Annotated in this window: 20 protein-coding genes; 9 read left to right on the top strand and 11 right to left on the bottom strand. The window is 65.5% G+C overall.

All coding sequences use genetic code 11. From position 1 onward, the window contains the following. The first annotated feature begins 70 nt into the window (after nucleotides 1-70). The 7 genes from BerOc1_RS04195 to BerOc1_RS04165 all read left to right on the top strand — a co-directional run bounded on the left by BerOc1_RS04195 (nucleotide 71) and on the right by BerOc1_RS04165 (nucleotide 7,599). On the top strand, nucleotides 71-1,000 hold the full coding sequence (locus tag BerOc1_RS04195) for a sulfite exporter TauE/SafE family protein (protein WP_071544437.1): 930 nt from the start codon (nucleotides 71-73) through the stop codon (nucleotides 998-1,000). Between the two features lie 2 nt (nucleotides 1,001-1,002). Beyond that, entirely contained in the window at nucleotides 1,003-1,737 is a 735-nt protein-coding gene (locus BerOc1_RS04190) for a TIGR02186 family protein (RefSeq protein ID WP_071544436.1), read from the top strand. A gap of 15 nt (nucleotides 1,738-1,752) precedes the next feature. After that, the gene (locus BerOc1_RS04185) at nucleotides 1,753-4,347 is read left to right on the top strand and encodes a PEP/pyruvate-binding domain-containing protein (RefSeq protein WP_071544435.1); all 2,595 of its coding nucleotides are present in this window, start codon (nucleotides 1,753-1,755) and stop codon (nucleotides 4,345-4,347) included. Between the two features lie 18 nt (nucleotides 4,348-4,365). Then, nucleotides 4,366-4,767, top strand: coding sequence for a response regulator (locus BerOc1_RS04180; protein ID WP_071544434.1), 402 nt, complete (start codon nucleotides 4,366-4,368; stop codon nucleotides 4,765-4,767). A 36-nt stretch (nucleotides 4,768-4,803) separates the two neighbouring features. Continuing rightward, on the top strand, nucleotides 4,804-5,601 hold the full coding sequence (locus BerOc1_RS04175; RefSeq protein ID WP_071544433.1) for a universal stress protein: 798 nt from the start codon (nucleotides 4,804-4,806) through the stop codon (nucleotides 5,599-5,601). A 21-nt stretch (nucleotides 5,602-5,622) separates the two neighbouring features. Then, the gene (locus BerOc1_RS04170; protein ID WP_071544432.1) at nucleotides 5,623-6,489 is read left to right on the top strand and encodes a universal stress protein; all 867 of its coding nucleotides are present in this window, start codon (nucleotides 5,623-5,625) and stop codon (nucleotides 6,487-6,489) included. A 333-nt stretch (nucleotides 6,490-6,822) separates the two neighbouring features. Next, nucleotides 6,823-7,599 (top strand): DUF169 domain-containing protein, encoded by a 777-nt coding sequence (locus BerOc1_RS04165; RefSeq protein ID WP_071544431.1) that lies wholly within the window; start codon nucleotides 6,823-6,825, stop codon nucleotides 7,597-7,599. 128 nt (nucleotides 7,600-7,727) lie between these two features. Here the strand turns inward: BerOc1_RS04165 and BerOc1_RS04160 are convergent, their stop codons facing one another. The 3 genes from BerOc1_RS04160 to tsaA are packed head-to-tail and all read right to left on the bottom strand — an operon-like array spanning nucleotide 7,728 to nucleotide 9,774. Next, nucleotides 7,728-8,543 (bottom strand): alpha/beta fold hydrolase, encoded by an 816-nt coding sequence (locus BerOc1_RS04160; RefSeq protein ID WP_071544430.1) that lies wholly within the window; start codon nucleotides 8,541-8,543, stop codon nucleotides 7,728-7,730. A 24-nt stretch (nucleotides 8,544-8,567) separates the two neighbouring features. Continuing rightward, nucleotides 8,568-9,263, bottom strand: a complete 696-nt coding sequence (locus BerOc1_RS04155) for an alpha/beta fold hydrolase (protein ID WP_071544429.1) — start codon at nucleotides 9,261-9,263, stop codon at nucleotides 8,568-8,570. A gap of 4 nt (nucleotides 9,264-9,267) precedes the next feature. Next, entirely contained in the window at nucleotides 9,268-9,774 is a 507-nt protein-coding gene (tsaA, locus tag BerOc1_RS04150; RefSeq protein ID WP_071544428.1) for a tRNA (N6-threonylcarbamoyladenosine(37)-N6)-methyltransferase TrmO, read from the bottom strand. 406 nt (nucleotides 9,775-10,180) lie between these two features. Between tsaA and BerOc1_RS04145 the strand changes: the two genes are divergently transcribed. Next, a complete protein-coding gene (locus BerOc1_RS04145; RefSeq protein ID WP_071544527.1) occupies nucleotides 10,181-12,166 on the top strand; it encodes a monovalent cation:proton antiporter family protein in 1,986 nt (661 codons plus the stop codon). A 330-nt stretch (nucleotides 12,167-12,496) separates the two neighbouring features. Here BerOc1_RS04145 and BerOc1_RS04140 read toward each other — a convergent pair whose 3' ends face one another. From BerOc1_RS04140 to BerOc1_RS04110, 7 genes are all read right to left on the bottom strand, one after another. Then, nucleotides 12,497-14,086 (bottom strand): N-acyl-D-amino-acid deacylase family protein, encoded by a 1,590-nt coding sequence (locus BerOc1_RS04140; protein WP_071544427.1) that lies wholly within the window; start codon nucleotides 14,084-14,086, stop codon nucleotides 12,497-12,499. 16 nt (nucleotides 14,087-14,102) lie between these two features. Then, nucleotides 14,103-15,296, bottom strand: a complete 1,194-nt coding sequence (locus BerOc1_RS04135) for a YgeY family selenium metabolism-linked hydrolase (protein ID WP_071544426.1) — start codon at nucleotides 15,294-15,296, stop codon at nucleotides 14,103-14,105. Between the two features lie 8 nt (nucleotides 15,297-15,304). After that, on the bottom strand, nucleotides 15,305-16,771 hold the full coding sequence (locus tag BerOc1_RS04130) for a pyridoxal-phosphate dependent enzyme (protein WP_071544425.1): 1,467 nt from the start codon (nucleotides 16,769-16,771) through the stop codon (nucleotides 15,305-15,307). Nucleotides 16,772-16,791: 20 nt separating this feature from the next. Next, nucleotides 16,792-18,075, bottom strand: coding sequence for a threonine synthase (thrC, locus tag BerOc1_RS04125; protein WP_071544424.1), 1,284 nt, complete (start codon nucleotides 18,073-18,075; stop codon nucleotides 16,792-16,794). 71 nt (nucleotides 18,076-18,146) lie between these two features. Continuing rightward, nucleotides 18,147-19,181 (bottom strand): TRAP transporter substrate-binding protein, encoded by a 1,035-nt coding sequence (locus tag BerOc1_RS04120; protein ID WP_071544423.1) that lies wholly within the window; start codon nucleotides 19,179-19,181, stop codon nucleotides 18,147-18,149. A 24-nt stretch (nucleotides 19,182-19,205) separates the two neighbouring features. After that, on the bottom strand, nucleotides 19,206-20,489 hold the full coding sequence (locus BerOc1_RS04115) for a TRAP transporter large permease (RefSeq protein WP_207503287.1): 1,284 nt from the start codon (nucleotides 20,487-20,489) through the stop codon (nucleotides 19,206-19,208). After that, nucleotides 20,489-21,028 (bottom strand): TRAP transporter small permease, encoded by a 540-nt coding sequence (locus tag BerOc1_RS04110; RefSeq protein WP_084641052.1) that lies wholly within the window; start codon nucleotides 21,026-21,028, stop codon nucleotides 20,489-20,491. The genes BerOc1_RS04115 and BerOc1_RS04110 overlap by 1 nt, the downstream gene beginning before the upstream one ends. 352 nt (nucleotides 21,029-21,380) lie before the next feature. Here BerOc1_RS04110 and BerOc1_RS04105 point away from each other — a divergent pair, with 352 nt between their 5' ends. Further along, on the top strand, nucleotides 21,381-23,147 hold the full coding sequence (locus BerOc1_RS04105) for a sigma 54-interacting transcriptional regulator (RefSeq protein ID WP_084641051.1): 1,767 nt from the start codon (nucleotides 21,381-21,383) through the stop codon (nucleotides 23,145-23,147). A gap of 251 nt (nucleotides 23,148-23,398) precedes the next feature. On the opposite strand, the gene hydA is transcribed toward BerOc1_RS04105, so the two are convergent. Continuing rightward, nucleotides 23,399-24,799 (bottom strand): dihydropyrimidinase, encoded by a 1,401-nt coding sequence (gene hydA, locus BerOc1_RS04100; protein WP_071544422.1) that lies wholly within the window; start codon nucleotides 24,797-24,799, stop codon nucleotides 23,399-23,401. Between the last annotated feature and the right edge of the window lie 7 nt (nucleotides 24,800-24,806).

Genomic DNA, 24,806 nt, shown 5'->3' with positions numbered 1-24,806 from the left:
GCCGGCTCGGGTCCCGCCCGGTCGCGGGCTTGGGCCTGAACATGGAATTCAACCTAGTGGAGGACTATCGATGTTTCATATGTATCTTCCCATCGCCGGGAACAGCGTCAACGTGTTCCTGGTATTCGCCCTGGGAGGGTTCGTCGGCCTGCTTTCCGGCATCTTCGGTGTCGGCGGCGGGTTCTTGATGACGCCGCTGCTGATCATGTTCGGCATTCCGCCGACCGTGGCCGCGGCCTCGGATTCCAACCAGATCGTGGGCGCGTCCACCTCGGGCTGCCTGGCCCACTACCGGCTGGGCAACGTGGACTTCAAGATGGGCTTTCTGCTGCTCATCGGCGGCGTGCTCGGCGGCTTCGGCGGCGTTCAGGTGATCAAGGTCCTGCGGGCCATGGGTAACGCGGATTTTCTGATCAACATCACCTACGTGCTCATGCTCGGCGGCGTGGGGTCCTATATGTTCATCGAGTCGGTCCAGAGCCTGCGCAAAAAGGCCCCGGAGGCCGACGCGCCGGCCAAGCCGGTCAAGAAGTCGCGCTATGCGGCCATGATGGAGGCGCTTCCCTTCCAGACCGACTTCGTCAAGTCCGGAGTGCGCCTGTCCATGCTCATGCCGTTGGTGCTCGGCGTCCTGGTGGGCGTGCTCGCGGCCATCATGGGCGTGGGCGGCGGATTCATCATGGTCCCGATCATGGTCTACCTGCTGCGCATGCCCATGCACGTGGTCGTCGGCACCAGCCTGTTCCAGATCCTGTTCACCTGCATCAACGTGACCATCCTGCAGTCCTACACCAACCACACCGTGGACTTCGTCCTGGCGGTCCTGCTCCTGCTCGGCTCCACCCTGGGGGCGCAGTTCGGCACCCGCATCAGCCGCAAGCTCAAGGGCGAACAGCTCAAGATCCTGCTGGCCACCCTGGTCCTGGCCGTCATGGTCAAGATGCTGCTCAACCTGCTGGTCACGCCCGACGTGCTGCTGGCCATCGCCGGAGGTCACTAGTCATGAATAAGTTCGCATACGCCTGCGCGGCCCTGCTGGCCGCCCTGTCCCTGTCCTGCCCGGCCTTTGCCGCCGCCCCGGTGAGCATGACCATCCGGCCCAATCTGGTGACCATCGGCACCGGCTTCAACGGCACCAGGGTGACCGTCACCGGCGCGGTGCCCCAGGGCACGTCCGCGGTCATCCGCCTGCTCGGCGAGCCGCGCGACAAGGCCTTCAAGAAGAAGGGCAGGGCTCTGGGCCTGCTGTGGATGAACCTCGGCGAGGTGGAGATCAAGGGCGTGCCCGACGTCTTCCTGGTGGGCACGGACGGCGCGTCCGAAATCAACTGGGAACACTCGGACCTTGCCTTCCAATCCGTCAAGGGGGATACCGAAGACTGGATCTATGACGAGTTCATCAAGCTCATGGAGGAGGACGGCTTCTACGAGGTGGAGAACGGCATTGTCCAGTACACCGGCGAGGAAGAGGGCATGCGCTCCTTCCGGGCCGAACTGTCCATCCCCTCGGCCATGCACCAGGGCGTGTACCGGGTCGAGGTCCTGGCCGTGAAGGACGGCCGTGTCGCGGACATGGCCTCCGAGGAGCTGCACACCAAGCTGACCGGGCTGCCCGCCTTCCTGTCCAGGCTGGCCTTCGACCACTCGCTGCTCTACGGGGTGGCCGCCGTGGTCATCGCCATCCTGGCCGGGCTGTTCATGAGCCTGGTTTTCAAGGAACGCGGAGGCGCCCACTAGGGCGAGGGATCGGCCATGTTCGGACTGCTTGAGCATATCCGCACCAGGCTGCTGCGCAGGCGGCGCAGGGAACGCGTTTCCCTGGCCGCCCTGTTCCGGCAGTTCCAGCAGGTGCTCGAGCTGAACAACCGCATCCTCACGGCCATCGCCTCCATGCACGACAAGCTCGGCGGGGACTACATCTTCGACGTGCAATACCTGCGCTCGTCCAAGCAGTTCATCGTGGATACCGTCCGGGAGCTCATCGACGCCTTCGACGCCATGGCTCCCGGGCGCTATCCCGGCCTGTACACCGCGTTCCGCGACATCCGGCACAAGCTGGAGAGCGAGCTGGAACGCCGCCCGGTCCTGCCCGACGTCATGGCCATCCCGTTCGCGGACATCCGCCTCCGGGACATGGACGCGGCCGGGGCCAAGTCCACCCGGCTGGTCATGCTGGCCAAGGCCTCGGCCGGGGCCGTGCCGCCCGGCTTCGCGGTGACCACCTCGGCCTACCGGCTGTTCATGGAGCTCAACGACATCGAGGACGAGATCGTCCGCCTGGAGGACGGGTGGCGCAACGGCGGGATGACCGTGCAGGAGGCCTCGGGCAAGATCCGCTCGCGCATCCTGGCCGGGTCCATCCCGCCCCGCGTGCGCCGGGCCATGGGCCGCGAACTGGAGAACCTGCGCCGGGGCGCGGGCGAGGGCGGCCTGCGTCTGGCCGTGCGCAGTTCGGCCTGGGGCGAGGACGGCGACCTGTCCTTTGCCGGGCAGTACGACAGTTTTCTGAACGTCCGGCCCGAGGACCTGCACGACGCCTACCGCAAGGTCCTGGCGTCCACCTATTCCCCGGCGGCCATGGAATACCGGCGCGAGTACGACTTCAAGCCCGACGAGGTCTTCATGGCCGTGTCCGTGCAGGCCATGGTCGAGGCCCGGACCAGCGGCGTGGTCTACTCCCTGTCCCCGGTCCGGCGCGGGGTGAGCGGCATCGAGATCGCCGCCGCCTGGGGGCTTGGCTCCCCGGTGGTCTCGGGCGAGGTGGAGGTGGACCGCTTCCTGGTCGGCCGCGAGCCGGAACACGCCCTGCTCCGGCGGACCGTGGCCCACAAGCCCACGGCCCTGCGCCCCGGCCCCGAGGGATCGGTGGTCACCGAGGACGTGGACGAACCGCTGCGCGACGCGCCCAGCCTGTCGCCCGAGGAGGTCCGGCTGCTGGCCGACACGGCCATCCGCCTGGAACAGTATTTCAAGAAGCCCCAGGACATGGAGTTCGCCTTCGACCCGTCCGGGGCACTCATCGTGCTCCAGTCACGGCCCCTGCGCATCGAGGCGGGCGACGACCCGCACTCCCCGGCCCTGAGCGAGGTGCTCAAGGAATACCCCGTGCTGCTCAGCGGCGAGGGCGACGTGGCCCAGCAGGGCGTGGCCTCGGGCCCGGTCTTCGTGGCCTGGGAGGGGCGCGACCTGGAGGAGTTTCCGGTGGGCGCGGTCCTGGTGGCCCACCTGTCCTCGCCCCAGTACGCCGCGGTCCTGCCCAAGGCCTCGGGCGTGATCACGGACATCGGCTCGCCGCTCGGGCACATGGCGACCATCGCCCGCGAGTACCGGGTGCCCGCGCTGCTCAACGCCAGCCGGGCCACATTGGTCCTCAAGGAGGGCGACGTGGTCACCCTGGACGCCGAGCAGAAGACCGTCTACCAGGGGCTGGTCCGCGAACTGCGCATGCATGACTTCATGAGCGACCGCATGGAGGAGACCTACGAATACCGGCTGCTGCGGCGCATGCTCAAGCTCATCGAGCCCCTCTATCTGGTGGACCCGGAAGAGAACAATTTCACCCCCCAGGGGTGCCGGACCATGCACGACATCGCCCGGTTCATCCACGAGAAGGCCGTGGAAATCCTGACCGAGATCCCGACCACGGCCGGGGCCAGCGAGGCCTGCCCGGGCGGGCGCCTCGAGCTTCCGGTGCCCATGGACCTGGTGGTCCTGGACATCGGCGGCGGGCTGACCGAGGAGTGCGCCGGGAGCGAGGACGGCACGCCGAGCCGCAGGCGGACCGTCCGGCCGGAGCAGGTCCGGTCAAAGACCCTGCGCGCCTTCATCGACGGCGTGACCCTGGAGGGGGTCTGGCAGTCCCACCCCGTGGCCGTGGACTTTTCCAGCTTCATGTCGAGCATGACCCGGACGTTTTCGGCCGATTCGGCCGGGGTCAAGCGGATGGGCCAGAACCTGGCCGTGGTCTCGGACCGCTACCTGCACCTGAGCCTCAAGCTCGGCTACCACTTCACCCTGATCGACTGCTACGAGAGCGAGGACGATTCGCGCAACAGCGTGCAGTTCCGCTTCGCGGGCGGGGTCACCGGGGCGGTGCGCCGCTCCCGCCGGGCGCGCTTTTTGTCCGAGGTGCTCAAGGGGTTTGATTTTTCCGTGACCGTCAAGGACGACCTGGTGGTTGCCCGGGCCAAGGGGTGGATGGCCCGCGACCTGAACCGGCTCATGCGCATCCTCGGCCTGCTGGTGGCCTACACCCGCCAGCTGGACGTCTCCATGGTCAGCGACGCCGTGATTTTCGAGCATTGTCAGGAATTTGAACACATCGCCGAAGAGGCGGTGGGCAATTAGCTATTGGAGGTTGGCACCATGACCGCCACATCGAAGACCAGTATTCTCATTCTCGACGACGAACCGATCGTCAGTAAGCGGCTTCAGCCCGCCCTGGAAAAGAAGGGCTACGAGGTGGAGAGCTTCTACGAGAGCGCCCGGGCCATGGTCCGCATCCGGGAGCGGAGTTTCGACATCGTCGTCACCGACCTGAAGATGGAAGGCATCGACGGCATGCAGTTTCTGGCCGAGGTGAAGAAGCTCTCCCCGCGCACCGAGGTCATCGTCATCACCGGGTTCGCCACCATGGACACGGCCAAGGAGTCCATGCGCAAGGGCGTGTTCGACTTCCTGGCCAAGCCGTTCAAGCTCGGCGAGATCCAGGAAGTCATCAGAAAGGCCGAGGAACACATCCGTCTCGGCAAGGCCGGGAAGGAATAGGATTTTCATGAACCATTCAACTAGCGAGGTGCGCCCATGGACATGCTGAAAGCCCTTGTCCCCGTGGAGATGACGTTGGCGTCCAATGTGGCCCTGCGATACCTGTGCCGGAAGGCGGAGCTGCTCGGCATCGCCGTGCAGCCCGTGCATGTGGAGGAACCGGATCACAAGCCGCACTCCTCGGAAACCGGCTGGATCCGCCGCTCCTGGGAATCGGGGCTGCGCCAGGCCGGGCTCGAGGAGGTGCAGCGCATCCTGAACAGCGAGAAGCTCGACTGCTTCATCATGCCCAATCCCATCGTCCGCGTGGGCGATCGCGACGACACCCTGCTCGAGGAGCTGCGCCTCGGCGGATACGATTTCTTCGTGGAAGGGGAGGTGGCCAACTTCAATACCGGCGCGTTCCGCAAGCGGCTGCGCTCCAGGCTCTACCGCCAGATGCCGTGTCCGGTCCTGCTGGTGCGCAACATGATCCAGTCCGACCGCCTGGCCCTGGTCCTGGACGAGAAGACCGACGTGCAGTCCCTGGTGGGCCGCTTCCACCAGCTGTTCGGCGGCCGGGACGTGGACTTCGACCTGTGCGCCTACGCCATGGACGACCTGCATCAGGACCCGCATCCGGACGAACTGTTGAGCGAGGGCGGGGAGCTGCTGGGCAAGCTCGGCTACAGGCCGGCCCGCGCCTTCACCCTGCTGGGCTCGCCCGAGACCGCCGCGCGCAACCTGGGCGACTACGGCATGATCGTGGCCCACATGGACCGCAGGTCCAATCGCAAGTCGCCCCTGTCCGAGGTCCTGGGTCTGGCCTCCAGCCCCATCCTCATTTGCTGGTAACCGCACCAAGGGAGAGTTGACATGAAGATTCTCGTCGCCGTGGATGAAAACGCCTACAGCCGGTACGCCGTGCGCCAGGCCGCCCGCCTGGCGGCCAACACCTGGGCCGACGTGGTCATGCTGGCCATCGAAAAGAACCGTTCCTACATCGCCGAGGAGGAGCTGGACCCGGCCCACGCCCATCCCAGGCTGCGGCTGCTGAACCGCTACCGGGCCGACTTCCTCGACGCCCTGGGCCCGGGCGTGGACCTGTACGACGGCCGGGAGGACGCCCCGTTTGTCCGCCGCGAGGACAAGGTCCTGGAACAGGACCTCTCGGGCCGAAAGACCTTCAGGCTCCACCTGCGCGGCGGCGACCCGGTCAAGGCCATCACCGCCGAGGCCCAGGCCGAGGGGTGCGATCTGGTCATCCTCGGCTGCGGCCAGCACGAGGGCGGCTGGGGCCGGGGCTCGGACGTGCCCGGCCGGGTGGCCGACGCGGCCGACTGCTCGGTCTTCGTCATCCGCGAGGAGCCTGCCACCTCGCGCGTGGTCTGCTGCCTGGACCATGCGGACATTTCCCAGGAGTCGCTCGAGCTGATCAACCAGTGGGTGACCATCTACGCCGCCGGGCTCGAGGTGGTCGGTGTGCTCAAGAAGGGCGAGCTGCGCGAGGAGGTCGAGGCCAAGATGGGCGAGGTCCTGGACTACTACCTGAAGCGGGACGTCCACGCCCTGATCCGGGTGGTGGACGAGGATTCGCTCGAGACCTTCATCGAGTCCGGGCGCAAGGACGACCTCATGGCCCTGTGGCTCAGGCACAAGTCCCCCCTGCAGCGTCTTTTCCATTCCAAGCGGGTCAATGCGTTGGTTAATCACGCCTCCTCATCCATGCTTATCCTGCGCTGATCCGTGAACCGAACCGGAGGCGGAGCCCCCAACCCCTTGTCCGGGGCTCCGCCGCCACCCCTTCCCCTCGATACCTCCCGGTTGGGCGGGCCCGTAAAAAGGTCCGCAACCAACCTGTTTCCGTGACTCTCTTGCCGCTTGCGAAATGCGGTGCAAAGATTAGGGATTCAGGAAGCTACATTATGTTTTTTTGAGCATAATAGTGTGCCGAATTTCACAAGGCGGTGCCCGCTTGACCACGGCATGTCCGGGGCATAGCGGAAGGATGTCGGAAGGGGGCCTCTCGTCCGGTCCGGCGTCCATCACATCACCCAAGACAAGAAGGAGAAACCCATGTCGTACAAGGAAATGCAGGAAGTCCTGATGCGCGAGCTGCGCCTCTACCATTACCCCGTGGCGGTCAAGTTCTTCTACGACCAGGCCGAGCTGGACGCCTTCCACAAGGCGGCCCCGGAGATTTACGCGCCGGTGAAGGCCATGACCTTCTGCCAGTGGGAGCTGGGCGCTCGCATGAAGGGCCAGATCGTCTATTCCGGCGCCGAGGGGCTGGGCTGCGGCAACGCCAAGTACAGCTTCGGCTGGAAGGACCTGGACGACGCCGAGATCAAGGGCCACGCCAAGTACACCAAGGACCTGGCCCAGGCCGAGCGGTTCGTGCGTTCCAAATCGCGCCTGCCCGAGGGGCTGCTCGGCATCGCCGTGGCCCCGCTGGGCGCGGTGGACGGCCTCTATGAGCCGGACACCGTGCACTTCTACTGTGACAACATGCAGGCCTATCACCTGGCCGTGGACTACATGGCGGCCACGGACACCCATCCCCTGCGCCCGACCATCACCATGAACTCCTCGGCTTGCGGCGGCAACGTCAGCTCCTACGTGTCCCAGGAGTTCAACATGCTTCCGGCCTGTTCGGGCAGCTACAACGCGGGCAAGACCGAACGCGGCGAGATCAACGTGATCATCCCGGGCAAGCAGTTCGGGGCGGTCTTCGACCGGCTCATGGATCGGATCGAGGCGGGCAGCAGCTCCATCACCCGGCCCGGCGACGGTTTCCCCGGCGCGGACGTGTGCAAGAACTGCCCGTTGATCATCTTCAAGAAGGAACAATAGGCGGGATCAATCCTCGACGACCCGTCCGCGCCGGACAAAGGTGCGGCTTCCGGCGCGGACGGTGACGAGGGTGGCGGCCCGGGTGGCGTGGGCCGTCTTGCCGACGGGCGGGAGGAGGTAACCCGCCGTCAGGCGTCAATTCCTTCACAGGCCACGGCCATCTCGTGGCGTTTCCTGTAATGCGAACAATACTGCATGCGCAGCTCGTGCGGCATGGTGTTCCGGGCGCAGCCATCCTGGCTGCGCGAGGGGCCGGACGCGGCCTGGTCCGCCAGAAGCAGGGCCAGTTCCTGCGCCCGGCCCAGGAGCGGGTACTCGTACATATTCAGTTCTAACCACGGCATGCCCGTCCCTTCGACCGCCTCGCGGACAAACGGCGAGCCGGGCCCGTCCTCGTCCGGGGAGTGCACGAACAGGGATTTGGGCCAGCGGCCCCGCGCCGGGCCGGTGTACGGCTCGGTGAAGGCCCGCCTGGGGAACGGGGCCAGGAGCGAGGCGGAGTCCTCGCACAGCTCCAGCCAGGTCAGCGGGCCGGATACGAAGGGCGCGACCTGGGCGGACTCGCTGTTGCCGTCGATGGCCTCGGCCAGGGAGGCGGGGCAGACCTCCATGAAACTCTTGCCGGGCTCGGGGACCACGGCGTCCCAGAAGACCAGGGTGCGCACGGCCGAGGGCAGGGCCGCGGCCAGGGCCGGGCCGAGCAGGCCGGACCAGCCCGAGCAGACGATCGCCGCGCCGGTGATGTCCTCGGTCTTAAAGTAGCGGACCAGGTTTTCCAGGGCGGCCCGGGCCGGGCTGTCCGCGCTATCCGTGTCAAGGGGCAGCGTGCGTCCGGCGTAGCTCGGTGTGTGGACCTCGTGTCCGAGGTCGCGCAGTTCGCGGGCCGTCTGGCGCCAGACCCACCCGCCCTGAAAAGCGTCGTGCAAAAGAACGAAAACTGCCATGATTCACCTCGGTAATGTTGTGCGTCAACCGCCGAACCCGGACAGCAGGGCCGCGAGTTCTTCGGGATGCGTTGTCATCGGACTGTGCGCCGAATCGAGGGAGAGGACGGGCCACCCCAGGCCGGATGCCCTGGCTGCCATGCCCTGTATCATCGCGTTGACGGTGCCGGTGCAGCCGATGAAGGCCGCCGGAAGCCCGTCGGGCTCGAATTCGCCGGGAAAGGGCGTGGTGAAGGCCGCTTCGGGGAAGTCCCTCAGCCGGGCCGAAAACCACTGCTCCCGTTCGCCGGTCACACCGAAGGCGGGCAGCGGCCAGGGGCGCACCTTCCAGCCTCCGCTGCGGTGATTGTCCAGCATGACCCGGAAGGCCTCGCCCCCCAGGTCCGCGAAACTCGTGTTGGACTCCGGGATGGCGGCGTCCACGAAGACCATGCGCCGTATCAGGTGCGGGACGCGTTTGGCCGCGCCCGCGCAGATCATCCCGGAAAAACTGTGGGCCACCAGGGTCACGTCCTTCAGGTCGTGCAGGAAGATATAGTCGGACACGTCCTGGATGAAGGTATGCAGATCCACTCCCTGGCGCAGGCCACCGGCCAGATAGCCGCACCCGGTCAGTGTCGGGGCGTGGACCTCGTGCCCGTCTCCGCGAAGACGCCGGGCGGTTTCGTCCCATATCCAGCCGCCCTGGAAGGCGCCGTGCACGAGCAGGAACGCGGCCATGGCGTCAGCTCCCCGTGTCCTCGAGGGAACAGGCCGCGAACCGGTCGTCGCTGCGCTTGGTCGTGGCGTTGCAGGACTTGCCATCGAACCAGCCCACGCGGTCGGCGGGCCAGACGTCGAAGTCCGGGACATAGGGCTTGATATCGATGACCGGCGTGCCGTCGAGCACGTCCACGTTGTTCAGGATGATGCCCTCTTCCGAGACCCCGCACAGGGACATGACCGACAACCCCAGCGGGTTGGGCCGCTTGGGCGACCGGGTGGCGAAGATGCCGTGGGGGTTCTTGTCCAGGAAAGGGATCACGGTCAGTTCCTGGCCCTGTATCTCGTGCAGGTGGTAGAGGATGATCAGATGCGAGAATCCCTCGATGTCCCGGAGGCCCTCGCGGAACTCGGGCAGGATCTTGATGGTCCCTTTGATCCCCTGGGCTCCGGAGGGCTGAATGGGCATGCCCGTGGTGCATTGGTGCGGGGTATGAAAAAAGCCTATGGGTCGGTAGGTGATCTGCATTCGCTACGCCTTGTTTGGGTATTTATGTCTCTGTGAGCATACACTGTGCCACTCCATGAAATACAATGATCACAATCAAATAGGTATTCAGGCGTGCCTACAATTGTGCGTTTTCGTACATATTTGAAACAAGATGTATACAAAAATGTAGTATGAAAGCGAAAAACAGGGCGGGAAGGCGGTTTGGCGCGGGCCCCGGGACGTCGCCGGAAAGGGCCCGCCTCCATGGGGCGAACCAGGTATGCCAAAAGGAAAGTCAATGAAAAATAAGTGTTGAGTCGTCGCCGGCTTCATTCCTTTTCATCTGGATTCCGGCCGGGATACCCTTTATGGTAAAACTCCGCGACCGCGAAACGGCCGACTTTCCGGCCCGCGCACGACAACGCAACACGAGGTGGACCTGGACATGGGCCTTGCCACGGATATCATCCTGATCATCGTTTTCGCCTTCTTTTGCGGGCTGGCGGCCCAGCGGGTGGGCCAGCCGATCATCCTCGGCTACATCCTGTCCGGGGTGCTGCTCGGGCCGTACACCGGCGGGCTGACCGTGTCCGGGGCGCACGAGATCGAACTGCTGGCCGAAATCGGCATCGCCCTGCTCCTGTTCGCCCTGGGGCTGGAATTCTCCTTCAAGGACCTCAAGCCGGTGAAGTGGGTGGCCCTCATCGGCACGCCCGTGCAAATGCTCCTGACCATGGCGCTCGGCTTCGCCATCGGCCACTTCATGGGATTCGACTGGAAGTCCTCCCTGTGGCTGGGGGCGCTGGCCTCCTTCTCCAGCACCATGGTCATCCTCAAGACCCTGATGAACCAGGGCTGGCTCGGCACCCTGTCGTCCAAGGTCATGATCGGCATGCTCATCGTCCAGGACCTGGCCGTGGTGCCCATGATGATCGTCCTGCCCGAGCTGAACGACCCGGTGGTCGGCCTGCCCAAGCTCGGCTTCGCCCTGGTCAAGGCCGCCCTGTTCCTGGCCTCCATGATCCTGCTCGGCACGCGCCTGCTGCCCTGGCTCATGGCCCGCATCGCCCAACTCGGCTCGCGCGAGCTCTTCCTGCTGGCCATCGCGGCCATCGGCCTGGGTGTGGGTTACGTCACCTACCTGGCCGGGCTGTCCTTCGCCTTCGGCGCGTTCGTGGCCGGCATGGTCCTGTCCGAGTCGGACTTCGGCCACCAGGCCCTGTCCGACATCATCCCCCTGCGCGACATTTTCGGGCTGCTGTTCTTCTCCTCGGTGGGCATGCTCTTCAACCCCATGTACCTGGTGGAGCACCTCGGCCGGGTCCTCTGGCTGCTGACCGTGCTTTGCGTGGGCAAGGGGCTCATCTTCGCCGTGGTCGCCAAGATATTCCGCTACCGCAACGTCGTGCCCCTGGCCGTGGGGCTCGGCCTGTTCCAGATCGGCGAGTTCGCCTTTGTCCTGGCCCGGCTCGGCCTGTCCACCGGGTCCATTCCGCGCGAGATCTATTCCATGATCATGACCGTGACCATCATCTCCATGGTCCTGACCCCGATCATCTCCGGCCAGACCGCCCGGCTCTACGCCCTGCGCAAGCGCTGGTTCTCCCATGAGGAGCTGGAATCGTCCAATATGCCTCAGGGGCTGAGCGGCCACGTGATCATCCTCGGCGCGGGCCGGGTGGGCCTGGAAATAGCCCAGATCCTCAGACGGTTCGATCTGACCCACGTGGTCGTGGAACTGGACCACCGGCGCTTCGAGCAGGCCAAGAAGGCGGGCATCCCGGCGGTCTACGGCGACGCCAGCCAGGAGATCGTCCTCGAGGCCGCCGGGCTGGCCCGGGCGGCCCAGCTCATCGTCACCGTGCCCGATCTGGTGACCATCCGGACCATCATTCAGCACGTCCGGCACGACAACCCGGATCTGGACATCATCGCCCGGTCCACCACCCGCGACCACCTGCACGACATGAAGGAGCTGGGCGCGGACGAGGCCGTGCTCCCGGAACTCGAGGCCAGCCTGGAGATGTCCCGCCAGTCCCTGCTGCGCCTGGGCAAGTCGCCCGTGGAAATCCTGCGCCACACCGACCGCATCCGCCAGGAGTTCTATTCCGTGCTGTCCGACTCCTCCAACGAATACCGAGAACTCATCCAGTTCCGGGGCGCGGAACAGCAGTTCGACCTGCAGTGGATCAAGGTCCCGGCCTCCAGCCCCCTGGCCGGAAAAACCATCGGCGAAAGCAACGTCCGCAAGGCCACCGGCGCGTCCATCGTCGGCGTGGTCCGCGACGGCCAACTCAAAACCAACCCGGACGCGACCTACACCCTCGAGCCCGGCGACCTCGTGGCCTTCATCGGCAACGACCAGGACCGCTCCCGGTTCTGCACCTTCTCCCGCACCGAATCCGGCGCCACCATCGACTGCGTGGCGTAAGGAAGAATCGGGGGAAGGGGAGAGGGGAACCTTTTTCCCAAAAGGTTCCCCTCTCCCCTTCCCCCGAACCCCCCATCCCCTCTTCCCTCCCAAACCTTTTGTATGCGCATGCGCGCGGGAGGAGGGGCGAGAGATTCCGTGCCCCTTCTTTTTCCTGTGTTCGAGCTAGGTGAATTGTCTGTGAAGGCGATGGGTTTCACGCGCCCGCACACCCGCGAAGCGGCGACAAAAAGTTTCGGAAAGGATGGGGATGGGGGTCTGGGGGAAGGGGAAGGAAAAGCCCTTTTCAAAGGGTTTTCCTTCCCCTTCCCCCAGCCGCCGGAGGCATGCTTATCTGCTTAGCCTGAGCACGTGCCCGGAGGGGGTGGGGGTGTCCTCTGCGGCGGGGCCGTGGAGGATGGTGCCGTTGACCATGACCAGGTCGATGCCGGTGGGGTGTTGGCGCGGTTCGGTGTAGGTGCCGTTGTCGCGCACGGTGTCCGGATCGAGCAGGACGATGTCGGCGTGGTAGCCGGGCTTGAGCAGGCCGCGCCTGTCGATTTTGAAGGTTTCCGCCGGTTTGCCGGTCATCTTGCGGATGGCGGTCTCGAGCGGCATGACCTTTTCCTCGCGCACGTATTTGCCGAGCACCCGGGGGAAGGCCCCGTAGGTGCGGGGGTGGGGCGTGCCGCCGAGCAGGCCGTCGGTGCAGACGTTCATTTCCGAGCGGACCATGAACGCCTTGACGTGCTCCTCCAGGCCGTAGAAGTCGACCATGCCGACCGCGTTTTCCTCCTGGAGCAGGAGGTCGAGGGCGGCTTCGAGCGGCGGCTTGCCGCGCATCACACCGAGTTCCACCAGGGTCTTGCCCACGGCGTCCCCGTTGGCCTTGGTGCGCGTGCTGGTGACGAAGATGCCGTCCACGCCCGCAAAGGCCACGAAGTTGTCCCAGCCGGGGATGCCTTCGCGGATGTCGCGGAGCATGCGTGCCCGGGATTTCTCGTCGGCGAGGCGCTCCAGGAGCTTGTCCGTGCCGCCCGCGTGGGCCCAGGGGGGCAGGATGGCCCCGAGCATGGTCGAGCCCGCCACATAGGGGTACTGGTCGATGGTCACCTTGAGGCCTTCGTCGGCGGCCCGGTCGAGCAGGGCGAGGACGCGCTCGAACTTGTCGGCGTTGTACTTGCCGCAGATCTTGAAGTGGGAGAAGTGGACGTGCACGCCGGTGGTGCGGGCGATGTCGAGCACCTCGTCCATGGATTCGAGGATGGTGTCGGCCTCGCTGCGCTGGTGGATGACCAGCGGGCGTCCGAACTCGGCGGCCACCGAGCAGAGCGCCTCCATCTCGGCCTTGTCCGCGTAGGTGCAGGGCGGGTAGATCAGCCCGGTGGACAGGCCGAAGGCCCCGGCCTCCAGTTCGCGGCGCAGCACCGCCTGGAGTAGTTTGAGGTCGCCGGGACCGGCCTTGCGGTCGTCCAACCCCATGGCCTCCATGCGCACGTTGCCGTGCGGGGCCAGGTAGCAGAGATTGGTGCCCGCGCCGGACTGTTCCAGGCGCGCGAGGTAGCCGTCGGTGGTCTCCCAGGTCCAGTCCAGGGCCTCGGACTCGCCCTCCAGGCCGCTCAGGTTCTTGCGCCAGGCCGGGATGTGGCGCCGGGGCAGGGGGGCCATGGAGATGCCGTCCTGGCCCAGGATTTCCGTGGTCACGCCCTGGCGGATCTTGGGCCAAATGAACGGGTCCTCCATGACCACCAGGTCCGAGTGGGAGTGGGTGTCGATGAACCCGGGGCAGACCACGCGCCCCTCGGCGTCGATGGTCTGGTCCGCCTCGGGCGCATTCGGGCCCACGTGGGTGATGACGCCGTTTTCGACGCGCACGGAGCCGGGCGTGGCCGGGCTGCCGGTGCCATCGATGATGCGGGCGTTTTCGATGCGGATGCTCATGGCGATTCCTTGAAGGTTATTCGCAGGCCAGCAGGGCCTCGATGATGGCCTTGTAGCCGACGGTGACCTTGTGCAGCTGGTCCACCTCGATGTGTTCGTCGATGGTGTGGGCCAGGTTCTCGCGGGACGGGCCGTAGCCCAAGGTGCGGATACCCGCTTCGCCCGCGTAGTGGGAGCCGTTGGTGCAGAAGGAGTAGTGGGACAGGCCGGGTTCGAGCCCGGCGTTGCGCAGCCCGGCCAGGGCGGCGGCCACGAACGGGGCGTCCTGGTCGAACAGCCAGCCCGGGAAGAACCGTTCGCCCTGGATGTGCACGCCGGTGTAGCATTTCTCCTTGCCCTTGGCGAAGTACGCCTTGGCCTTGAAGTTCGGGTTGGCCTCGGACAACCGGGCGATGGCCTCGTTGATGGGGGCCAGGACCGATTCCGGGGTCTCGCCCACCAGCAGGCGGCGGTCGTAGGTGGCCCGGCAGCCGCTGGGAACCACGGATGAGCCGGGGTAGGGCGTGGACTTGATGTCCGTGAGCACGCAGATGCCCTTGCCCAGGACGTCCTGGGAGGGGGCCTGGATCTTGTCGATCTCGCGGATCAGGTCGGTCATCAGGTGCACGGCGTTGACGCCCGCGTCCGGGTTGGCCGAGTGGGCGGGCACGCCCATGGTCTCGACCACGATTTCGGCGCGGCCGCGCTGGCCGATCTTGAGGTTCAGCTCGGACGCCTCGCCGATGATGACGAAGTCCGGCTTGACCGCCTGGGATATCTCTCGCGCGGCGATGCCCTCGAAGAGCTCCTCGTGGACCACGCCGGCCACGCAGACCTCGCCCGCGAACTTGCCCCTGGTCTCCTTGGCGAACCAGCAGGCGGCCCCGACCATGGCGGACAGGGCGCCCTTCATGTCCGAGGTGCCCCGGCCGTAGACCTTGCCGTCCACGATGTCCCCGCCGAACGGGGCCTGGGTCCAGGCCGAGGGATCGGGCACCGGAACCACGTCCATGTGCCCGTCGAACAGGATGCACGGGCCGGGCTTGTTGCCCTTGATGCGGCCGACGACGTTGCCGTAGCGGTCCACGGTGACCTTGTGGAAGCCGTTGGCCTCCATGGCCGCGGCCAACGCCTTGGCCACGTCGTTCTCCTCGCCGGACACGCTGGGCAGGGAGACCAGCTCCTGGCACAGGGCCACGCTCAGGTTGCAGTATTTTTCCTTGTTCGGCATGTCCCCTCCTAGTCCTCGAGCAGGCCGGTGCGGGCGTTGAATTCGTTGATCAGCCTGTCCACCTCGGGGGCCAGCTTCTGGACGCTCGTCCAGTAGTTCTCGTCGTACCACTGGGCCTGGATGTCCTCGAAGGCCATGCCCTGCTGTTCGATCCAGGTGTAGTACTTGAGGTTGTGGATGCGCTTGCGGTCGTAGTAGCCGAGCTCCTCCATGTTGTCGATGGTCGTGGCGGCCAGCATGCCCCGGGAGTAGGCGGCGTCCTTGGCGTCGTATTCGCCCTTTTCCCCGGTCAGTTCGGCCAGGCGGCTCTGGTACATCTCCATGGAGTCCGTGGCCACGGTCAGGACCACGTCATCCTTGCCCAACTCGTAGTATTTGGCGAACTTGATGGCCGAAACCATGTTGGCCACCGAGGAGATGCCGAGCAGGTTGAGGTTCTCGGCGATCTCGGCGGGCACGCCGTTCTCCTTGAGGGCCTCGATGCCCGCGGGCTCGTTGAACAACCGGATGAGATTCATGGGCACCTCATCGTCCACGGCGATGACCATGTCGGTGTTGCGCACGTTGTGGACCCAGGGCACGTGCTTGTCGCCGATGCCCTCGATGCGGTGCGCGCCGAACCCGTTGTTCAGCAGGGTGGGGCACTGCAGGGCCTCGCAGGCGGCCACCTTGACGCCCGCGAACCGCTGCTTGAGGTAGTCGCCGCCGGCTAAAGTGCCGCCGGAACCGGTGGACAGGACCACGCCCCTGAAGTGCTTCTGGGCGTCGTCGGACAGGGACTCGATCAGTTCGGCCATGGCCCTGCCGGTCACGGTGTAGTGCCACAGGTAGTTGCCCATGTCGTCGAACTGGTTGAAGATCATGATGTCGTCGCCGCTGTTGCGCAGCTCCCAGCACTTGTCGAAGATCTCCTTGACGTTGGACTCGGAACCCGGGGTCTTGATGGTCTCGCCCGCGACCTTGGACAGCCAGTCGAAGCGCTCCTGGCTCATGCCCTCGGGCAGGATGGCGATGGACTCGCAGCCGAGCAGGTTGGAGTCGTAGGCACCGCCCCGGCAGTAGTTGCCGGTGGACGGCCAGACCGCCTTCTGCTTGCGCGGATCGAACTGGCCGGTAACCAGGCGCGGGGCCAGGCAGCCGAAGGCCGCGCCGACCTTGTGGGCCCCGGTGGGGAACCACTTGCCGACCAGCAGGACGATGCGCGCCGGAACGCCGGTCAGGGACGAGGGCAGTTCGATGTGGTTGACCCCGGCGTAGGCGCCGCCGCTCGCGGCGGGCTCGTTCTTCCAGGAGATGCGGAAGAGGTTGATCGGGTTGAGGTCCCACAGGCCCACGGAGCCGAGCTTCTCCTTGACGGCGGCCGGGATCTTCTCCGGGTGGCACATCTGCTCCAGGGTGGGGATGATGATATTCTTCTCGCGCGCGCAGGCCACGGCGCTTTCGAGGCCCTGCGGGTTGATGGTCAGGTCAAGCATGGTTGTCCGTCCTTTATGTGTTATGATTCTTGATTGCGTTTGGCGCTGTTAAGAGCGTCCCCGAGTGCGTCGAGCGTCGGGGCGATGACCGGGGGCTCGGCGTCGCATGCCCGGATGGTCGCGTCCACGTCCTTGAGCCCGGAGCCGGTGGCGAGGAGCACGCAGGTCTCGTCGCGGGCCACCAGGTCCTGGTCCAGGGCGGCGTGCAGCCCGGCCAGGGGCGAGGCCCCGGCGGGTTCGGCGAACACGCCGGTCAAGCGAGCCAGTTCCGGGATGGCCGCCAGGATGGCCTCGTCGGACACGCGCAGGAAGGCCCCGCCCGTGCCGTTGACCGCGGCCACGGCCTTGCGGCGGTCGCGGGGCAGCCCCGCGGAAATGGAGTCGGCCACGGTATGGGCCTTGATGGCCGGGAAGGTCACCGGATCGGCGCCTTCCTTCCAGCAGCGGTACAGGAAGTCGCTGCCCTCCGCCTGCACGCCCATGAGCCGGGGAATGCGGTCGATCCAGCCCAGGCGGAAGAGGTCCATGAACCCCTTGTGCAGGCCGGAGATGATGCAGCCGTCGCCCACGCCCACGAACACGGCGTCCGGGCATTGCCAGTCGAGCTGTTCGCATATCTCGAAGGCGGCGGTCTTCTTGCCCTCGGCCATGTACGGGTTGAAGCCGGTGTTGCGGTTGTACCAGCCGTATTTCCCGGCGGCCTTGAGGCACAGTTCGAAGGCGTCGTCGTAACTGCCGTCCACCAGGAATACCCTGGCTCCGTAGGCCAGCAGCTGGGCCACCTTGGCCCTCGGGGCCGAGCGGGGCACGAAGATGGTGCAGGCCATGTCGCTTGCCGCGCACATGCCCGCCAGGGCGGCGGCCGCGTTGCCGGTGGAGGCGGTGGTGATCATGCCCGCGCCGACCTCGCGCGCCTTCATCACGGCCAGGGCGCTGGCCCGGTCCTTGAGGGAACCGGTGGGCTGGCGGGAATCGTCCTTGACGTACAAAGCGTGAAGGCCCAGCGATGTCGCCAGGCGGTCTGTTTCGTAAAGCGGGGTCCAGCCCACGGCCGCGGCCGGGGCCGGGGTGTCGGGCAGGACAGGCAGGAGCGGGCGGTAGCGCCACTGGCTGCACGTCCTGTCCAGGGCCAGGCTCTGTGGGGAAATTCGTCGCCGGATGGCGTCGTAGTCGTATTCGATGTCCAGGATGCCTTCGTTGCCGTGGTCCGGGCAGACGTAGTCCACCTCGCCGGGGAGGTAGGTCTTGCCGCAGAGGGTGCAGCGCATGCCTGTGACGTGATCGGGCCGGGATGTCTCGTTCATATCTTCTGCTTACGTTGTTATGGCCGGGCGGCCGGATTGTCCAGCCGCCCGGCGTTCAATCCTTGGGCCGTTTACTTGGAGGCCTCTTTGATGGCGTCCAGGAAGGCGTTCAGCATTTCCTTGCCCTCGTCGCCGAAGTGCTCTTCGAGGTACTTTATGACGACCGGCTGGGAAGCGGCGCGGAAGCGCTCCTTCTCGGACTCGGGCAGGGTGTATATCTCCATCTTGGCGGACAGGAAGGGCAGGCCCCGGTCGGACGCCTCGATGGCGTTGGCGATGCCCCGGGAGACCACGATGGCGGTCTTGGCGGCGCTCTCCACGACCTGGCGCTCGGCCGGGGTCAGGGAGTTGTAGAAGTCCATGTTCATCATCCAGACGTGGGGCGCGAACAGGTGGTTGGAGATGGTCAGGTACTTCTGGACCTCATACAGCTTGGCGAACTCGACGATGGGCACCGGGTTCATCTGGCCGTCGGCCACGCCGGTCTGCAGGGAGGTGTAGACCTCGGACCAGGCGATGGACACGGGCTGGCCGCCCAGGGAGGAGACGAGCATCTTGTGGGTGTCCAGACCCATGGTCCGGATCTTGAGCCCCTTCATGTCCTCCAGGGTCTTGATCGGATGGTTGGAGTTGGTGAACTGGAAGAAGCCGCCGGAGTCGGAGAAGCCCAGGCACTTCATGCCGGTCTTGGCGGTGATGTCGCCCGCCAGCTTCTTGCCGAAGGGGCCGTCGAAGACCTCGTAGGCCACGGCGTGGTTCGGGAAGGCGAAGGGCACGTCGAGCACGGAGATCATGGGGTAGACGCTGCCCACCGCGCCGACCGAGTGCACGCCGAGCTGGATGATGCCGTCCTTGACCTGCTGGACCACTTCGGCGTCCTTGCCGAGCTGCCCGCTGGGGAATATCTGGACCTGGACCTCGCCGTTGGTGCCGGACTCGACCAGGTTCTTGAAGACCACGGCGGCCGCGCCGGACGGGTTGTCGAAGGCGCCGTTCTTGTTCAGGTGGTGCATTTTGATGACCTTGGCGGCCAGCGCACCCTGGGCCGAGCACAGCATCAGGGCCGCCACGGCGATCAGGACAGTCAGTTTCTTACCGATTCTCATAGGTTCCTCTCATGGTTCGTTCCGCTACATATCGAGCAGAAGTTTTGGGAAAAACATGGCCAGGTCGGTCCAGAAGGTGGTGATGAAGAGCACGCCCACCTCCACGAGTATGAAGGGCCACAGGGCGGCGCTGATGCGCTCGATGCGCTCGCCGGTGACCGAGGAGAGCACGAATATGCAGGCCCCGACGGGCGGGGTCATGAGCGAGATGTTCAGGGTCAGGACGATCATCACGCCCGCGTGCACCGGGTTCATGCCGATGGCCTGGGTGAGGGTGCCGAGCATGGGGGTCAGGATGATCAGCGCCGCGTTGATGTCCATGAACATGCCGATGACCAGCAGCAGTATCAGGATCATGCCCTTGACCATCCACGGGGTGGTGGACAGGTTCAGGAACGCGTCCGCGATCTGCTGCGGGATCTGCATGAAGGTCATCCACCAGCTCAGGATGGAGGCCGAGGCGATGATCAGGAAGACCACGCCGGTGATCCTGGCCGTGCGGATGAGCATCTCCACGATGTCGTTGAACGTCAGGTTGCGGTGGATGACCACGCCCACGAACAGGGCGTAGAAGACCGCGATGGCCGCCGCCTCGGTGGGAGTGACGATGCCGCCCAGGATGCCGCCCAGGATGATGGCGGGCATGATCAGGGCGAGGATGCTGCCCTTGAAGGCGAAGAGAATCTCCCCGAGCGACGGGCTGCCCTCCTTCTTGGGCAGGCCGAGCTTGCGCCCCAGCGCCACGATCAGGGCCATGCACACCAGGCAGATGAGCAGGCCGGGCAGGATGCCCGCCGCGAACAGCCCGGCGATGGACACGCCTGCCAGCGAGCCGTAGATGACCATCAGGTTGGACGGCGGGATGGTCGGGCCGATGATCGAGCCCGCGGCCGTGACCGCGCAGGCGAACGGGCGGGTGTAGCCCTGCTTGACCATGGCCGGGACCAGGGTGTTGCCGAAGGCGGCGGTGTCGGACACGGCCGCGCCGGTCATGCCCGCGAAGAGCACCGAGGCGAGCATGTTCGAATGGGCCAGGCCGCCGCGCAGGTAGCCCACCAGGGCGTCGGCCAGGTTGGCGATGCGCTGGGTCATGCCCACGCGGTTCATGATCTCGCCCGCCAGGATGAAGAAGGGCATGGCCATGAAGGTGAACAGGTTGAGCCCCTCGAAGAACCGCTTGGGGGCCATGACCAGGAAGTTGTCCCCGCCCACCTGGACGAGCCCGGCCACGCCCGCGATGCCGAGCACGAAGCCGATGGGCACGCCGATGAGCAGCAGGCCGAAGAAGATGATGGCGACGGTCAGCATCAGGCGGCCTCCTTCCCGGCGAACAGGGGGGTGACCCCGGCCGCGTCGCGGATCATGACCGCCGCGATCTGAAAGGCCGTGAGCCCGGCCGTGACGGGCACGGCGGTGAACGGCACGAACATGGTCATGCCGAAGATGGTCGCGTACTGGTTGGCCCCGCCCCGGGCCATGGTCACGCCGTAATATGCGAGGAACAGGAAGAAGGCCAGCCCGAGCAGGTCGAGGACCATGCGCGCGGGCATCTGCCAGTTCAGCGGGAGCCTGGAGAAGACCAGGTCCAGGCCGATGTGCTCGCGCCGGTAGGCGCAGCAGGGAACGGCCAGGAGCGCGGCCCAGATCATGATGTAGCGGGCCAGCTCCTCGGTCCAGGTGGCCCCCAGGGCCAGGGCGTAGCGCTCGAGGATTCCGAACCAGACCACGCCGATCATGCCTGCCACCAGGAGGGCGCAGACCCGCTCGAGGACGTAGTTCAGCCGGTGGGAGAACCGTTCCACGGCGTTTGCCAGGCTGACGAAGGGTGTTGTTTCTTGTGTTTGCATAGTGTGTGCGGTTGAGGTGATATTTCGATTAAAAGCAGATACCGTGCCAGCTTCGGAGGCTGCCGCCGATTTTTTTGCCGTTTTGGTGTTTTTTTAATATCAACCGTAATACCGGTAGGTTGTTTGTAAATTATTAATCCATCTTTCCCGGTCCGCACGGTGCGATATTGCTTGAACCACAGAGTGATTACGATTATGTCACAGGTGTTTTCATTTTGATACCAGCGGTCGATTTGTCTGGCCGCTGGGCTAAAACGGCACGATGCCGGGTTGTTGTGGCCATCCGTAAACGGTTGCGGCGCAAAGATGGTATCGTTCTGATACGGGGAATGACGCCCCGGCGGAGCAAGTGATGGAAGTGAATGTGGAGAACGTGCCCCAGGACCTGTGGGAGATCAGCGGGGCGGCGGGCAAGTACGCGGCGGTCATATCCAAGGTGCTGCGGGTGGACGTGGAGATCGTGGACCGCAACCTGTACCGCGTGGCCGGAACCGGGCGGTTCGCCGGGCTGGTGGGCAAGCAGATGTCCTCGGCAAGCGGGGTGTACCGCCAGGTGCTCAAGACCGGGCGGCCCCTGGTCATCCGCGAGCCCGGATTCTCCGAGTTTTGCGCCGACTGCCCCAACTGGCAGTCCTGCGACGAGACCTTCGAGATGAGCACGCCCATCCTGTACAGGGGCACCGTGGTAGGGGTCATCGGGTTCGTCTGCTTCACCGAGGAGCAGAAGGCCCACATCCAGGACAACTTCGAGATCTTCTTCGACTTTCTGTCCCAGATGTCCGACATCCTGGCCTCCAAGGTGGTCGAGTCCATGGAATTCGCCCGCTGTCTGGAACTCGGCCAGCTGCTCGAGACCGTGGTGGACAAGGTCGACGAGGGCGTGCTCCTGCTCGCCCCGGACGGGCGCATCGTGCGCTCCAACAAGGCCGCCCAGCAGATTCTCGACTTCCCACTGGAAGGCCAGGACGCCATCACGGTCACGCTTGCGCGCGGCGAAAACCGGATGCTCCAATACACCGAATACACGGTCAATCTCCTTGGCCGGTCCCACGACGTGGCCGGGATCGAATACCGGCTGCAGCACGGCGAGAGCTCCCGCATGCTCATGTTCCGCGACGCCCAGCTCATGCACGACGACGCCCTGCGGTTGGCGTCCTCCCACGAGCGCCTCGGCCTGGACGCCATCCTCGGCACCTCGGACGTCATCGTCACCCTCAAGAAGCAGGTGGCCCGGTTCGCGGACTCCAATTCCTCGGTCCTGGTCACCGGCGAGTCCGGCACGGGCAAGGAGCTCGTGGCCCGCGCCCTGAACGAGGAGGGCGGCCGCCGGGAAGGCCCGTTCGTGGCCATCAACTGCGGGGCCATCCCCGAGACCCTGCTCGAAAGCGAGCTCTTCGGCTACGTGGGCGGGGCGTTCACCGGGGCCAACCCCAAGGGCAAGATGGGCCGGTTCGAACAGGCCAACGGCGGCACGCTCTTCCTGGACGAGATCGGGGACATGCCTCTGCATCTCCAGGCCAAGCTGTTGCGCGCCCTGGAACAGCGCGAGGTCACCCGGCTCGGCTCCACCCAGCCCACGGCCATCGACGTGCGCGTGGTCTCGGCCACCAACCGCGACCTCGAGGAGATGGTTCACAACGGCACCTTCCGCGAAGACCTCTTCTACCGCCTCAACGTCATCCCCATCCACATTCCACCCCTGCGCGACCGTCCGCGCGATATCCACCTGCTGTGCAAGGTCTTTCTCGAACAGAGCATGGAACGGCTGGACAAGGAAATCCTGACCATCAAGGAGTCCTTCTGGGCCGCGGTCAGCGAATACCACTGGCCCGGCAACGTCCGCGAACTGCAAAACTCCATCGAATACGTGGCCAACGTGGTCGATTCCCCGGCCGTCGTCACCCGCGATACCCTGCCCGTCAAGATCCGCTCCGGCGCGCACGCGTCCGAATACACCGACTACAACCTCGAAACCATGGAACGCACCCTCGTCCAACAGGCCCTCAAGGCGTTCGGCGACGAAACCGGCACCAAGGCCGCCAAGGAACTCGTCGCCCAGAAGTTGGGCATCGGCATCGCCACGTTGTACAGGAAAATTAAAAAGTACGGCTTGGAGTAAGAATGCCCCCGGCCGCCCATCCCCTCTTCCCTCCTAAACTTTTTGTTTCCGCTACGCGGGGAGGGGCACGTTTATTCGGTTATCATAAATCCAGTACGTCCCACCGCGTCCGCACGGCTCTGCCGAAGGCACACAAAAAGTTCTGGAGGGGGAGTCCAGAGGGGGAACCTCTTCCAAGAGGTTCCCCTCTGGCCGCCGGAGGCAAAAAAGGCCGGGTGCGCGTTAGCGCACCCGGCCTTTTTCGTCGCCGCCTAGCTGTGGCAGGGCGGGATGCGTTGGCGCGGGGGGCGGGGGATGAATCGGCCCTGGCCGGGTTTGGCGGTGACCATGCTGTTTTCGAAGACGATGTCGCCGCCGAGGATGGTCATGGTGGGCGAGCCGGTGAAGGTCATGCCCTCGAATATGCTGTAGTCGATGGCGTGGCGGTGTGTCTTGGCCGACACGGTGTGTTGCTTTTCCGGGTCCCAGAGGACCACGTCGGCGTCGGCGCCGGGCGCTATGACGCCTTTTTGCGGGTGGATGTTGTAGATTTTCGCGGCATTGGTGGAGGTCACGGCCACGAACTGTTCCGGGGTGATGCGGCCCTTGGCCACGCCTTCGCTGAACACGATGCGCATTCGGTCCTCGATACCGGGCGCGCCGTTGGGGATTCGGGTGAAATCGGTCAGGCCCCGGTTGCGGTCGGCCTGGGTGAAGGTGCAGTTGTCGCTGGCCGTGACCTGGATGTCGCCGGAGCGGATGCCTTCCCACAACGCCTCGCGGTGCTCGGGCGAGCGGAAGGGCGGGCTCATGACGTAGCGGGCCGCGATCTCGGGGTCGTCGTTATAATAGACGGAATCGTCCAGGAGCAGGTGGCCGCACAGGGACTCGGCGTAGACCTCCTGGCCGGACTGGCGGGCGCGGGTCACGGCGTGCAGGGCGTCCTCGCAGCTCATATGCACGATGTACAGCGGCGCTCCCGCGATCCTGGCCAGGGCGATGGCGTGGTAGGTGGCCTCGCCCTCGGCGATGGGCGGCCGGGACAGGGCGTGGCCCCTGGGGTGGGTGACGCCGTTTTCAAGCAGCTTCTTCTGCATGTAGGCGATGATCTCGTCGTTCTCGGCGTGCACCGTGCAGAGCGCGCCGAGTTCGCGGGCCAGGGCGAAGCTGGCGAGCATCCGGTCGGGCTCGAGCATGAGCGAGCCCTTGTAGGTGGTGAAATGTTTGAAGGAGTTGATGCCCCGTTCCTCGGCCAGGATGCGCAGTTCCTTGGCGGCCTGCTCGTCGAACCAGGTCACGGTGGCGTGGTAGGAGTAGTCGCAGGTGGCCTTGGCCGCGCGCTCCATGCAGATGTCGCAGGCCTCGAGGTAGGATTGGCCGTACTTGGGGTTGATGAAGTCGATGACCATGGTGGTCCCGCCGGACAGGGCCGCGAGGCCGCCGTTGTCGAAGCCGTCGGCGGTGCGGGTGACCGGGGTGGGCATCTCCAGGTGGGTGTGCGGGTCTATGCCGCCGGGGATGACCATGAGGTTCTTGGCGTCTATGACGCGAAAGTCCGGGCCTGCGGACAGAAGGGGGGCGACTTCCTTGATGACGGCGCCCTCGATGAGCACGTCCGCGTTTTGCGAGCGGTCGGCGTTCACGATCAGGCCGTTTTTGATGAGCAGTTTCATTGGATTG

The organism is Pseudodesulfovibrio hydrargyri (genome assembly GCF_001874525.1).
GTDB classification, from domain to species: Bacteria; Desulfobacterota; Desulfovibrionia; order Desulfovibrionales; family Desulfovibrionaceae; genus Pseudodesulfovibrio; species Pseudodesulfovibrio hydrargyri.
The sequence above is the reverse complement of the archived record's forward strand: the minus strand, read 5'-3'. Positions and strand labels throughout refer to the sequence as shown.

Bases quoted from the DNA above. Each gene is read 5' to 3' on its own strand.
- BerOc1_RS04170 (WP_071544432.1), top strand. From the start codon at position 5,623: ATGAAGATTCTCGTCGCCGTGGATGAAAACGCCTACAGCCGGTACGCC.
- BerOc1_RS04110 (WP_084641052.1), bottom strand. From the start codon at position 21,028: ATGCAAACACAAGAAACAACACCCTTCGTCAGCCTGGCAAACGCCGTG.
- BerOc1_RS04120 (WP_071544423.1), bottom strand. From the start codon at position 19,181: ATGAGAATCGGTAAGAAACTGACTGTCCTGATCGCCGTGGCGGCCCTG.
- thrC (WP_071544424.1), bottom strand. From the start codon at position 18,075: ATGAACGAGACATCCCGGCCCGATCACGTCACAGGCATGCGCTGCACC.
- BerOc1_RS04105 (WP_084641051.1), top strand. From the start codon at position 21,381: ATGGAAGTGAATGTGGAGAACGTGCCCCAGGACCTGTGGGAGATCAGC.
- BerOc1_RS04180 (WP_071544434.1), top strand. From the start codon at position 4,366: ATGACCGCCACATCGAAGACCAGTATTCTCATTCTCGACGACGAACCG.
- BerOc1_RS04165 (WP_071544431.1), top strand. From the start codon at position 6,823: ATGTCGTACAAGGAAATGCAGGAAGTCCTGATGCGCGAGCTGCGCCTC.
- BerOc1_RS04160 (WP_071544430.1), bottom strand. From the start codon at position 8,543: ATGGCAGTTTTCGTTCTTTTGCACGACGCTTTTCAGGGCGGGTGGGTC.
- BerOc1_RS04155 (WP_071544429.1), bottom strand. From the start codon at position 9,263: ATGGCCGCGTTCCTGCTCGTGCACGGCGCCTTCCAGGGCGGCTGGATA.
- BerOc1_RS04140 (WP_071544427.1), bottom strand. From the start codon at position 14,086: ATGAGCATCCGCATCGAAAACGCCCGCATCATCGATGGCACCGGCAGC.
- hydA (WP_071544422.1), bottom strand. From the start codon at position 24,799: ATGAAACTGCTCATCAAAAACGGCCTGATCGTGAACGCCGACCGCTCG.
- BerOc1_RS04115 (WP_207503287.1), bottom strand. From the start codon at position 20,489: ATGCTGACCGTCGCCATCATCTTCTTCGGCCTGCTGCTCATCGGCGTG.
- BerOc1_RS04185 (WP_071544435.1), top strand. From the start codon at position 1,753: ATGTTCGGACTGCTTGAGCATATCCGCACCAGGCTGCTGCGCAGGCGG.
- tsaA (WP_071544428.1), bottom strand. From the start codon at position 9,774: ATGCAGATCACCTACCGACCCATAGGCTTTTTTCATACCCCGCACCAA.
- BerOc1_RS04145 (WP_071544527.1), top strand. From the start codon at position 10,181: ATGGGCCTTGCCACGGATATCATCCTGATCATCGTTTTCGCCTTCTTT.
- BerOc1_RS04195 (WP_071544437.1), top strand. From the start codon at position 71: ATGTTTCATATGTATCTTCCCATCGCCGGGAACAGCGTCAACGTGTTC.
- BerOc1_RS04135 (WP_071544426.1), bottom strand. From the start codon at position 15,296: ATGCCGAACAAGGAAAAATACTGCAACCTGAGCGTGGCCCTGTGCCAG.
- BerOc1_RS04130 (WP_071544425.1), bottom strand. From the start codon at position 16,771: ATGCTTGACCTGACCATCAACCCGCAGGGCCTCGAAAGCGCCGTGGCC.
- BerOc1_RS04175 (WP_071544433.1), top strand. From the start codon at position 4,804: ATGGACATGCTGAAAGCCCTTGTCCCCGTGGAGATGACGTTGGCGTCC.
- BerOc1_RS04190 (WP_071544436.1), top strand. From the start codon at position 1,003: ATGAATAAGTTCGCATACGCCTGCGCGGCCCTGCTGGCCGCCCTGTCC.